We start from the raw sequence: 11,482 nt of genomic DNA on the forward strand, positions 1-11,482 counted from the left end.
AAACACTGTCCTTTTAAGGCCGGGGCGCGTGGCCCCGGCGCTGTGATCACGCGGTTGCCGATTCCAGGAAGTCCTGGGCGAAGCGCTGCAACACGCCGCCCGCTTCGTAGATCGAAACTTCTTCAGCGGTATCCAGGCGGCAGGTCACCGGCACCTCGACGCGCTCGCCATTTTTACGGGTAATCACCAGTGTCAGCGTGGCACGCGGGGTGCGCTCGCCGATCACGTCATAGGTTTCACTGCCGTCGATCTGCAAGGTTTTACGGTTGGTGCCCGGCATGAATTCCAGCGGCAACACGCCCATGCCCACCAGGTTGGTGCGGTGAATACGCTCAAAACCTTCTGCGGCAATGGCCTCGACACCGGCCAGACGCACGCCCTTGGCCGCCCAGTCGCGGGACGAGCCCTGACCGTAGTCGGCGCCGGCGATGATGATCAGCGGCTGCTTGCGGTCCATATAGGTTTCGATGGCTTCCCACATGCGCATCACTTGGCCTTCCGGCTCTAGCCGGGTCAGCGAACCCTGCTTGACCTTGCCATTCTCGATCACCATTTCGTTGAACAGTTTCGGGTTGGCAAAGGTTGCACGCTGGGCAGTCAAGTGGTCGCCCCGGTGTGTCGCGTACGAGTTGAAGTCGACTTCCGGCAGGCCCATTTTCGCCAGGTATTCACCGGCGGCACTGTCGAGCATGATCGCGTTGGACGGCGACAAGTGATCGGTGGTGATGTTGTCCGGCAGCACGGCCAGCGGTCGCATGCCTTTGAGCGGACGGGCACCTGCCAGCGCGCCTTCCCAGTACGGCGGACGACGGATATAGGTGCTCTGCGGGCGCCAGTCGTACAGCGGCTCGACTTTCGGGCCGGTATCTTCGTGGATCGCGAACATCGGGATATAGACTTTGCGGAACTGCTCCGGCTTCACCGAAGCCTTGACCACTGCGTCGATTTCTTCGTCGCTCGGCCAGATGTCTTTCAGGCGGATTTCCTTACCGTCGGCATCCAGGCCCAGCACGTCTTTTTCGATATCGAAACGGATGGTGCCAGCAATGGCATAGGCCACCACCAGTGGCGGCGAAGCCAGGAACGCCTGCTTGGCGTACGGGTGAATGCGCCCGTCAAAGTTGCGGTTACCCGACAGCACGGCAGTGGCGTACAGGTCGCGGTCGATGATTTCCTGCTGAATCACCGGGTCCAGTGCACCGGACATGCCGTTGCAGGTGGTGCAGGCAAACGCCACGACACCAAAGCCCAGCTGCTCCAGTTCCTTGGTCAGCCCCGCTTCGTCCAGGTACAGGGCGACGGTTTTTGAGCCGGGTGCCAGCGATGACTTGACCCACGGCTTGCGGGTCAGCCCCAGCCGGTTGGCGTTGCGGGCCATCAAGCCTGCGGCGATCACGTTGCGCGGGTTGCTGGTGTTGGTGCAACTGGTGATGGCGGCAATAATCACGGCACCGTCGGGCATTTGTCCCGGCACGTCATCCCACTGCCCGGCAATGCCTTTGGCTGCAAGATCGCTGGTGGCCACACGGGCGTGCGGGTTGCTCGGGCCGGCCATGTTGCGCACCACGGACGACAGGTCAAAGCTCAGGCCGCGCTCGTATTGCGCATTTTTAAGGCTGTCACCCCAAAGGCCAGTGAGTTTGGCGTAGCTCTCGACCAACTGCACTTGCTGGTCTTCGCGACCGGTCAGCTTGAGGTAGTCGATGGTTTGCTGGTCGATGTAGAACATCGCCGCCGTGGCGCCGTATTCCGGGGCCATGTTTGAGATGGTTGCACGGTCGCCCAGGGTCAGTGCCGCAGCACCTTCGCCGAAGAACTCCAGCCATGCACCCACGACTTTTTGCTTGCGCAGGAACTCGGTCAGTGCCAGCACCATGTCGGTGGCGGTAATGCCCGGTTGCAGCTTGCCGGTCAGCTCAACGCCGACGATTTCCGGCAGGCGCATCCACGACGCACGGCCCAGCATCACACTTTCGGCTTCAAGGCCGCCAACACCGATGGCGATCACGCCCAGCGAGTCGACGTGGGGGGTGTGGCTGTCAGTGCCCACGCAGGTATCCGGGAAGGCCACGCCATCACGGACCTGGATCACCGGAGACATTTTCTCCAAGTTGATCTGGTGCATGATGCCGTTGCCCGGCGGGATCACATCGACGTTTTTGAAGGCTTTTTTGGTCCACTCGATAAAGTGGAAACGGTCTTCGTTGCGACGGTCTTCGATGGCGCGGTTCTTCTCGAACGCCTCGGGGTCGGTACCGTCTCGCTCCACCGCCAGCGAGTGATCGACGATCAATTGGGTCGGCACCACCGGGTTGACTTGCGCCGGGTCGCCGCCTTGCAGGGCGATGGCGTCACGCAGGCCGGCCAGGTCGACCAGTGCGGTCTGGCCCAAAATGTCGTGGCACACCACACGTGCCGGGAACCATGGAAAGTCGAGATCGCGCTTGCGATCAATCAACTGGCTCAGCGAAGCATTCAGGGTTGCCGGATCACAGCGGCGTACCAGGTTTTCGGCCAGTACGCGGGAGGTGTAAGGCAGGGTGTCGTAAGCGCCGGGCTTGATCGCATCGACTGCCGCGCGGGTGTCGAAATAATCCAGCCGGGTGCCCGGTAGTGTTTTGCGAAATTCAGTATTCATTGGCGCAGGACTCGATCACGGTAGTTACAAAAGGGCAAAGGACTCATGTGGGAGCGGGCTTGCTCGCGATGCCGACGCTGGGTTTATCAGTCAAACCGCGTTGATTCCATCGCGGGCAAGCCCGCTCCCACCCTTCAGTCAGCTCTCTGCCTGCTTGATCAGCGACGTTCGATTGGCACGAACTTGCGCTGTTCTACGCCGATGTACTCGGCGCTCGGACGGATGATGCGGTTATTGGCGCGCTGCTCGAACACGTGCGCAGCCCAGCCGGTCAGGCGTGAACACACAAAGATCGGGGTGAACAGCTTGGTCGGAATGCCCATGAAGTGGTACGCCGAGGCATGGTAGAAATCGGCATTGGGGAACAGCTTCTTTTGCTCCCACATGGTCTTGTCGATCGCCTCGGAAACCGGGAACAACACGGTGTCGCCCACTTCGTCTGCCAGCTTTTTCGACCAGCCCTTGATCACCTCGTTACGCGGGTCGCTGTCTTTATAGATCGCGTGGCCAAAGCCCATGATCTTGTCTTTACGCGCCAGCATGCCGAGCGTGCCCTGCACCGCCTCTTCTGCCGAACCGAAGCGTTCGATCATTTCCATCGCCGCTTCGTTGGCACCACCGTGCAGCGGGCCACGCAGGGAACCGATGGCGGCGGTAATGCAGGAATACAGGTCGGACAGGGTCGATGCACACACCCGTGCGGTAAAGGTCGAAGCGTTGAATTCGTGCTCTGCGTAGAGGATCAGCGACACGTTCATGACTTTAACGTGCAACTCGCTCGGTTTCTTGTCATGCAGCAAGTGCAGGAAGTGGCCACCGATGGACTCTTCGTCGGTCACGCAGTTGATGCGCTTGCCGTCGTGGCTGAAGCGATACCAGTAGCACATGATCGCCGGGAAGGCGGCCAGCAGGCGGTCGGTTTTGTCCTGCTGCTCGGAAAAGTCTTTCTCCGGCTCGATATTGCCCAGGAAAGAGCAACCGGTGCGCATCACGTCCATCGGGTGGGCATCGGCAGGGATGCGTTCCAGCACTTCTTTCAGCGCCTGGGGCAAGTCACGCAGCTTTTGCAGCTTTGCCGTATAGGCTGCCAGTTCGGTTTTTGTGGGCAGTTCGCCGTAAAGCAGCAGGTAAGCCACTTCTTCGAAGCGAGCTTCGGCTGCCAGTTCGCGTACGTCATAACCACGATAAGTGAGGCCCGCACCTTCCTGACCTACGGTGGACAGGGCTGTCTGCCCGGCTACCTGGCCGCGTAATCCGGCACCACTCAATACTTTTGCTTCGGCCATTGCGCTCTCCAATCTTGAATTTGTTAGGGATTCGGCAACTACAAGGTTCAATACATTCATCTGTGGGAGCGAGCCTGCTCGCGATTCAGGCAACACGGTTTGCCTGAAGCACGGCACTGATCCCATCGCGAGCAGGCTCGCTCCCACAGGATCAGTGTCCGGTTATTTCTTTGCCGCAAACACTGCGTCGAGCTTTTGCTCAAACGAGTGGTAGTTAATGGCGTCGTACAGTTCCATGCGGGTTTGCATGGTGTCGATCACGTTTTGCTGGGTGCCATCACGGCGGATCGCGCCATAGACGTTTTCAGCAGCCTTGTTCATCGCGCGAAATGCTGACAACGGGTACAGCACCAGCGATACATCGGCGCCCGCCAGTTGCTCGGTGGTGTACAACGGGGTCGCGCCGAACTCGGTGATGTTGGCCAGAATCGGCGCCTTCACCCGGTTGGCGAACAGTTTGTACATCTCAAGCTCGGTGATCGCCTCAGGGAACACCATGTCGGCGCCCGCTTCAACACAGGCCGCTGCACGTTCCAGGGCGGATTCAAGACCTTCAACGGCCAGCGCATCAGTGCGCGCCATGATCACGAAGCTGTCATCGGTACGGGCATCGACCGCAGCTTTAATACGGTCGACCATCTCTTGCAGCGAGACGATTTCCTTGTTCGGACGATGGCCGCAACGCTTGGCGCCAACCTGGTCTTCAATGTGGATCGCTGCAGCGCCAAACTTGATCATCGACTTGACGGTGCGCGACACGTTGAAAAACGAGGAGCCGAAACCTGTATCTACGTCCACCAGCAGCGGCAGGTCGCACACGTCGGTGATGCGGCGCACGTCTGTCAGCACATCATCCAGACCGGTAATGCCCAGGTCCGGCACACCCAAAGAGCCCGCAGCGACGCCGCCACCCGACAGGTAGATCGCCTTGAAGCCGGCACGCTTGGCCAGCAACGCGTGGTTGGCGTTGATAGCGCCCACCACTTGCAAAGGATGTTCGCTGGCGACTGCATCACGGAAACGCTGGCCTGGACTGTTCTTATTGCTCATGACTCACCTCGTGGAGTGGCTGTCTGCTGGGCGTCTTCGTAGTGACGCGCAATATTGCGTTTAGAAGCGCCGATATGTCGGCGCATCAACAACTCGGCCAGTTCGCCGTCGCGATCGGCAATGGCATCGAGAATGCGGTGGTGCTCGGCAAACGCCTGGTGAGGACGGTTGGGCGTGGCGGAGAACTGGATGCGGTACATGCGCACCAGTTGATACAACTCGCCGCAGAGCATCTGGGTCAGCGTGCGATTGCCGCTGCCTTGAATAATCTTGTAATGAAAATCGAAGTCGCCTTCTTGCTGGTAGTAGCCAACACCGGCCTGGAACGCTTCATCGCGCTCATGGGTTTCGAGCACGCGGCGCAACTCGGCGATGTCTTCATCACTCATCCGTTCTGCGGCCAGACGGCAGGCCATGCCTTCAAGGGACTCGCGAATTTCGTAGAGTTCGATCAACTCGGCGTGGCTCAACGACACGACCCGCGCGCCGACATGAGGGATACGCACCAGCAGGCGCTGGCCTTCAAGGCGGTGGATGGCTTCGCGCAGCGGCCCTCGGCTGATGCCGTAGGTGCGAGCCAGTTCGGGCTCGGAAATCTTGCTGCCCGGGGCGATCTCGCCTTTGACAATAGCCGCCTGAATACGCCTGAAGACGTTCTCTGACAGGGTTTCCGAGTCGTCTTGGGCAATCGTGACTGGCTCTAGCGCTTGCAGCATATTGTCGACACCTTGCAAATCAATAGCGCCAAAATTAGCCATTTATGTACAAACAGTCAAAGACTAAATTGATATTGTCGACAATCTACTCATTCGACCTTGGTTTAATCGACAGCACATGCATCCCTTGAGAACCGCCTCGGCGCTGGCGCCACAAAACCTTCATGCTAGAATGCCGGCCGCATCCGCCCTGCCCCATCCAAAGGGCAGCCGCACGAGGACACTTGCGCTCCTGCCAGTCGCCTTGAACTGAAGCTTGCAAGAGACGTGCACCGATTTATGAAATTTTTTCCCCTCTACACCCTTCTTTGCCTGCTGTGCGTACCGGGCTTGAGCCTGGGTACCGAAAAAACCGTTTACGGCCTCAACGAATACGCTGAACTGGCAGGCATTGACTTGCAGGTGGCTGCCAAACTCGATACCGGCGCCAAAACGGCCTCGCTGAGCGCCCGCGATATCAAGCGTTTCAAACGTAACGGCGAGAGCTGGGTACGTTTTTACCTGGCCATTGATGACGCCCACGCGCACCCCATCGAACGCCCTCTGGCACGGGTCAGCAAGATCAAACGCCGCTCGGGTGATTACGACCCTGAATCCGACAAGAACTACACGTCGCGCCCGGTAATTTCCCTGGAAATCTGCATGGGCAAGGCTTTACGCACTATCGAAGTGAACTTGACCGATAGAAGTGCGTTCCAATACCCACTGTTGATCGGCTCCGAAGCGCTCAAACGCTTTGATGCGCTGGTTGACCCGAGTCTTAAATATGCTGCTGGCAAACCTGCCTGCGCCGCCAACGCTCAAACCGCAGAGTAATTGAAATGCGCGCTCTTACCCTTCACCTGAAAATATTGATCACCATCCTTGTGGTGCTGGGCATTTCGATTACGGCCTATCAGATTTTCGTCCTCGGCATTCCTGTCACCGAGGACGCTACTGACGACCTCTGGAACATCGACGCCAAGGTCGAGTTTGTTGCCAGCTCCAAAGACCCGGTCAAGATCCAGATGTTCGTACCGCCGCTGAACCGGGACTACGTCAGCCTGAACGAAAGCTTCATCTCCAATAACTACGGGGTGAGCGTCAACCGGGTTGATGGCAACCGCAAGGTCACCTGGTCGGCACGCCGGGTCAGTGGCAAGCAAACCCTCTACTACCGCCTGGTGCTGACCAAGCGTTACTCGGGCGACAAGACCAAGGTCAAGGGCCCGGTATTCCGCGACAGCATCGCCGTCGAAGGCCCGGAGAAAATCGCCGCAGAAGCATTGCTCGCGCCGATTCGCCAGCACTCGGCCGACGTCGAAACCTTTATCAGCGAGACCATCAAGCGCGTCAGCAACCCCAACGATGACAACGTAAAACTGCTGCTGGCGGGCGACCCGTCGACCGCACACAAGGCGCAGGTCATCGAACTGTTGCTGTCCATCGCCCATGTGCCGATGGAAAAGGTCCACACCATCCGCCTCGTGGCCGACCAGCCGCAGACCCCTGAGTTGTGGCTGCGCAGCTTTAACGGCAACGACTGGCTGTACTTCAACCCCGAGACCGGTGAGCAGGGCCTGCCCAATGATCGCCTGCTGTGGTGGATCGGCGATGAGCCGATGATCACGGTTGATGGCGGTAAAAAACCCAACGTCACGTTCAGCCTGAACAACAGTGAAATGAACGCCATTCGCCTGGCCAAGCTGACGGACGAAAACACCGACGCCAACTTCCTTGAATACTCGCTGTACGGCTTGCCGCTACAGACCCAGCAAACCTTCATGATCATGGTGATGATCCCGATTGGCGTGCTGGTGATCCTGATCCTGCGCAACCTGATCGGCCTGCAAACCCTGGGTACCTTTACCCCGGTGCTGATCGCCCTGGCTTTCCGCGAAACCCAACTGGGCTTCGGCATCATCCTGTTTACGGTAATTACCGCACTCGGGCTGACGCTGCGTTCCTACCTTGAACACTTGAAACTGCAAATGCTGCCGCGCCTGTCGGTGGTGCTGACGTTCGTGGTGATATTGATCGCAGCCATCAGCCTGTTCAGCCACAAACTGGGCCTGGAGCGCGGACTCTCGGTGGCATTGTTCCCGATGGTGATTCTGACCATGACCATCGAGCGACTGTCGATTACCTGGGAGGAGCGAGGTGGCGGGCACGCCATGAAAGTCGCGATCGGCACACTGTTCGCAGCCACCTTGGGTTACCTGGTGATGAGCATCCCGGAGCTGGTGTACTTCGTGTTTACCTTCCCGGCAGTCCTGCTGATCATGATCGGCTTCATGCTGGCAATGGGTCGCTATCGCGGCTACCGCCTGACCGAGCTGGTGCGTTTCAAAGCGTTCTTGAAGGCTGACTCCTGATGTTTGGCTTCTGGAAGACCTGGAAGGCCCTGGAAGCCAGAGGCATCATGGGCATCAATCGGCGCAATGCGGACTACGTACTCAAGTACAACAAACGCAGCCTGTACCCGATTGTGGATGACAAGATCATCACCAAGGAACGCGCAATCAAGGCCGGCATTCACGTGCCGGAAATGTACGGCGTGATTTCCACCGAGAAAGAAATCGACAAGCTCGATGAAATCATCGGTGGCCGCAGTGACTTCGTGATCAAGCCCGCGCAAGGCGCGGGCGGTGACGGCATCCTGGTGATCGCTGACCGCTTCGAAGACCGCTTTCGCACCGTCTCGGGCAAGATCATCAGCCATGAGGAGATCGAACATCAGATCTCCAGCATCCTCACCGGCCTGTACTCCCTGGGCGGCCACCGTGACCGGGCGCTGATCGAGTACCGGGTCACGCCGGACCAGATCTTCAAAAGCATCAGCTACGAAGGTGTACCGGATATCCGCATCATCGTGCTGATGGGCTACCCGGTCATGGCCATGTTGCGCCTGCCCACCCGTCAATCGGGCGGCAAGGCCAACCTGCACCAGGGCGCTATCGGTGTCGGTGTCGACCTGGCGACCGGCCTGACCCTGCGCGGCACCTGGCTGAACAACATCATCAGCAAGCACCCGGACACCACCAACGCAGTGGACGGCGTGCAACTGCCCAACTGGAACGGCTTCATGACACTGGCCGCCGGGTGCTACGAGTTGTGCGGCCTGGGTTACATCGGTGTCGACATGGTGCTGGACCAGGACAAAGGCCCGCTGATCCTGGAACTCAACGCCCGTCCGGGCCTGAATATCCAGATTGCCAACGACTGCGGGCTGACCCTGCGTACTCACGCGGTTGAAGCCCACCTCGAAGAGCTGGCGGCCAAAGGCATCACCGAAACCCCGGAAGAGCGCGTGCGTTTTGCCCAGGAATTGTTCGGGCATATTCACCCGCCTGAATAAGCCATTTTGGGATCAATACCCAACGATCTCGTGGGAGCGGGCTTGCTCGCGATAGTATCGGCGCGGTTTGTCAGGCAAACCGGGGCGATACCATCGCGAGCAAGCCCGCTCCTGCAGGTCACGTAGATTTGCAGTCCTGCACAGGACTACAATCTGCACCCCGCTCCGATGGCTGATCTGCTTCGCATGTTGACCTGCTTCGTACACCCGCTGCCCTACCTCGCCAACCCTGCCGACTATTTTGCAGCCATTCGCCATGCGCCCGGCGCCGTGTTGCTGGACAGCGGCCGCCCCACTGCCGACCGTGGCCGTTATGACCTGATGAGTGCCTGGCCGCTCGAAGAACTGGCCGTGCGCCCGCAAGAATCAGGGCGCGATTTTCTGCAACGCTTGCGCGACAGCCTGAATCAACTCGGCAAGGCTGAACTGCCATCGCCGTACGACCTGCCGTTTGCCGGCGGCCTGATCGGCTACCTCAGTTACGACTTCGGCCGCCTGCTTGAGCAACTGCCTGCCCACTCGCTCGACGACCTGCAATTGCCCACCGCCCGACTCGGCTTGTATGCCTGGGCGCTGATCAGCGACCACCAACACGCCAGCAGCCAGCTCGTGTTCCACCCAAGCCTTGACGCCAGTGAACGCGAACGCCTGACGCAGCTCTTCAGCCAGCCTGCGCCCCTGAGCAATCAACCGTTCAGCCTCACGCAACCGATGCAGCCGGATATCAGCGCCAGCCAGTACGAGCAGGCACTTGAGCAGATCCATCGTTATATCCAGGCCGGCGACTGTTATCAGGTCAATTACACCCAGCGTTTCAGCGCCCCTTGCCAGGGCGATGCCTGGACAGCGTATTGCGCGTTACGGGCGGCCTGCCCGACACCGTTTTCAGGCTTTATGAGCTTGCCGGACGATAACGCGATATTGAGCCTGTCCCCGGAGCGCTTTGTGCGGGTCAACCAGAACCAGGTGGAAACCCGGCCGATCAAAGGCACCCGACCTCGGGGCCGGGACAGCGCCGAAGATGCGGCGAACGCCGCCGAACTGCTGGCCAGCCCCAAGGATCGCGCAGAAAACCTGATGATTGTCGACTTGCTGCGCAACGACCTGGGGCGCACCTGCCGGACCGGGTCGGTCAGCGTGCCGCAGCTGTTTGCCCTCGAAAGCTACCCCAACGTCCACCACCTGGTGAGCAGTGTTATCGGCGAATTGGCCGAAGACAAAGACGCACTGGACCTGATCGGCGACAGCTTCCCCGGCGGCTCGATTACCGGGGCCCCGAAAATCCGAGCGATGCAGATCATTGATGAACTGGAACCCACGCGCCGCAGCATCTACTGCGGATCCTTGCTGTACCTCGATGTACGCGGCGAAATGGACAGCTCCATTGCGATTCGCAGCCTGCTGATCAAGGGCGGGCGCGTCAGTTGCTGGGGCGGCGGCGGCATTGTGGCCGACTCTGACTGGCAGGACGAATACCAGGAGTCGATCACCAAAGTGAAGGTGCTGCTCGATACGCTGCAAACCCTGTAGCCCGCGCTTTTTGCTAAGATCGCGCTACTAGAGAGCGCCCAGCGCCATTCACTGTAGGAAGCCGCCTGATGAGCCATCCGTTCGACGTCGCTGAACTCGCCGCGACATACGCCAGCAAGTCCCCGCAAGACATTCTCAAGCTCGCCTTTGAACACTTTGGCGACGAACTCTGGATCTCCTTCAGCGGCGCCGAAGACGTGGTGCTGGTAGACATGGCCTGGAAACTCAACAAGAACGTCAAGGTGTTCAGCCTCGACACCGGCCGCCTGCACCCCGAGACCTATCGATTTATCGAACAAGTGCGCGAGCACTACAAGATCCAGATCGAGCTGATCTCCCCGGATCAAAGCAAGCTGGAACCGTTCGTCAAAGAAAAAGGCCTGTTCAGCTTCTACAAGGACGGTCATGGCGAATGCTGCGGCATACGCAAGATCGAGCCTCTGCGCCGCAAACTGTCGACCGTCAAGGCCTGGGCCACCGGCCAGCGCCGCGACCAGAGCCCTGGCACCCGCAGCCAGGTGGCCGCACTGGAAATCGACGGCGCGTTCTCGACGCCCGAACGCACCCTGTACAAATTCAACCCGCTGGCACAAATGACCAGTGAAGAAGTCTGGGGCTACATCCGCATGCTGGAGCTGCCTTACAACAGCCTGCACGAGCGCGGTTTTATCAGTATTGGCTGCGAGCCCTGCACCCGCCCGGTACTGCCCAACCAGCACGAGCGCGAAGGCCGCTGGTGGTGGGAAGAAGCCACGCAGAAAGAATGCGGGCTGCATGCTGGCAATCTGATCGCTAAGAACTAAAGCCCTCCCTGTGGGAGCGGGCTTGAACTGGCCTAATGAATTCGGACACATCAATAGGGCGCTATGATTGCGCCCAAATCTGAGGTGTGTTTGATGATGCGAAAGTCCTATTCCAACGAGTT

9 protein-coding genes are annotated in these 11,482 nt (G+C 59.3%); 5 read left to right on the forward strand and 4 right to left on the reverse strand.

The window, feature by feature from the left end:
- Window positions 1-46: 46 nt before the first annotated feature.
- The 4 genes from acnD to ACZRMS_RS24945 all read right to left on the reverse strand — a co-directional run bounded on the left by acnD (window position 47) and on the right by ACZRMS_RS24945 (window position 5,690).
- Window positions 47-2,638 (reverse strand): Fe/S-dependent 2-methylisocitrate dehydratase AcnD, encoded by a 2,592-nt coding sequence (acnD, locus tag ACZRMS_RS24930; protein ID WP_463997485.1) that lies wholly within the window; start codon window positions 2,636-2,638, stop codon window positions 47-49.
- A gap of 158 nt (window positions 2,639-2,796) precedes the next feature.
- A complete protein-coding gene (gene prpC, locus ACZRMS_RS24935) occupies window positions 2,797-3,924 on the reverse strand; it encodes a bifunctional 2-methylcitrate synthase/citrate synthase (RefSeq protein WP_463997486.1) in 1,128 nt (375 codons plus the stop codon).
- Window positions 3,925-4,086: 162 nt separating this feature from the next.
- Window positions 4,087-4,974 (reverse strand): methylisocitrate lyase, encoded by an 888-nt coding sequence (gene prpB, locus ACZRMS_RS24940; RefSeq protein ID WP_060691065.1) that lies wholly within the window; start codon window positions 4,972-4,974, stop codon window positions 4,087-4,089.
- Window positions 4,971-5,690: a GntR family transcriptional regulator gene (locus ACZRMS_RS24945; RefSeq protein WP_463997487.1), complete on the reverse strand. Its 720-nt coding sequence runs from the start codon at window positions 5,688-5,690 to the stop codon at window positions 4,971-4,973. Before ACZRMS_RS24945 ends, prpB begins: the two co-directional genes overlap by 4 nt.
- 279 nt (window positions 5,691-5,969) lie before the next feature.
- Here ACZRMS_RS24945 and rloA point away from each other — a divergent pair, with 279 nt between their 5' ends.
- From rloA to ACZRMS_RS24970, 5 genes are all read left to right on the forward strand, one after another.
- Window positions 5,970-6,506, forward strand: a complete 537-nt coding sequence (gene rloA / locus ACZRMS_RS24950; protein ID WP_463997488.1) for a retropepsin-like aspartic peptidase RloA — start codon at window positions 5,970-5,972, stop codon at window positions 6,504-6,506.
- Between the two features lie 5 nt (window positions 6,507-6,511).
- On the forward strand, window positions 6,512-8,044 hold the full coding sequence (gene rloB / locus ACZRMS_RS24955; protein ID WP_463997489.1) for an osmotic stress tolerance membrane protein RloB: 1,533 nt from the start codon (window positions 6,512-6,514) through the stop codon (window positions 8,042-8,044).
- Complete coding sequence (locus tag ACZRMS_RS24960) at window positions 8,044-9,027, forward strand: alpha-L-glutamate ligase-like protein (protein WP_463997490.1); 984 nt, start codon at window positions 8,044-8,046, stop codon at window positions 9,025-9,027. Before rloB ends, ACZRMS_RS24960 begins: the two co-directional genes overlap by 1 nt.
- A gap of 186 nt (window positions 9,028-9,213) precedes the next feature.
- Window positions 9,214-10,557: an aminodeoxychorismate synthase component I gene (pabB, locus tag ACZRMS_RS24965; protein ID WP_463997491.1), complete on the forward strand. Its 1,344-nt coding sequence runs from the start codon at window positions 9,214-9,216 to the stop codon at window positions 10,555-10,557.
- Window positions 10,558-10,625: 68 nt separating this feature from the next.
- Window positions 10,626-11,360: a phosphoadenylyl-sulfate reductase gene (locus ACZRMS_RS24970; protein WP_095003109.1), complete on the forward strand. Its 735-nt coding sequence runs from the start codon at window positions 10,626-10,628 to the stop codon at window positions 11,358-11,360.
- Window positions 11,361-11,482: the final 122 nt, after the last annotated feature.

It is taken from the genome of Pseudomonas sp. B424, assembly GCF_055408345.1.

Excerpts from the sequence above, each read along its gene's own strand:
- rloA (WP_463997488.1), top strand. The coding sequence starts at position 5,970 with ATGAAATTTTTTCCCCTCTACACCCTTCTTTGCCTGCTGTGCGTACCG.
- prpB (WP_060691065.1), bottom strand. The coding sequence starts at position 4,974 with ATGAGCAATAAGAACAGTCCAGGCCAGCGTTTCCGTGATGCAGTCGCC.
- ACZRMS_RS24960 (WP_463997490.1), top strand. The coding sequence starts at position 8,044 with ATGTTTGGCTTCTGGAAGACCTGGAAGGCCCTGGAAGCCAGAGGCATC.
- pabB (WP_463997491.1), top strand. The coding sequence starts at position 9,214 with ATGTTGACCTGCTTCGTACACCCGCTGCCCTACCTCGCCAACCCTGCC.
- ACZRMS_RS24945 (WP_463997487.1), bottom strand. The coding sequence starts at position 5,690 with ATGCTGCAAGCGCTAGAGCCAGTCACGATTGCCCAAGACGACTCGGAA.
- prpC (WP_463997486.1), bottom strand. The coding sequence starts at position 3,924 with ATGGCCGAAGCAAAAGTATTGAGTGGTGCCGGATTACGCGGCCAGGTA.
- ACZRMS_RS24970 (WP_095003109.1), top strand. The coding sequence starts at position 10,626 with ATGAGCCATCCGTTCGACGTCGCTGAACTCGCCGCGACATACGCCAGC.
- rloB (WP_463997489.1), top strand. The coding sequence starts at position 6,512 with ATGCGCGCTCTTACCCTTCACCTGAAAATATTGATCACCATCCTTGTG.
- acnD (WP_463997485.1), bottom strand. The coding sequence starts at position 2,638 with ATGAATACTGAATTTCGCAAAACACTACCGGGCACCCGGCTGGATTAT.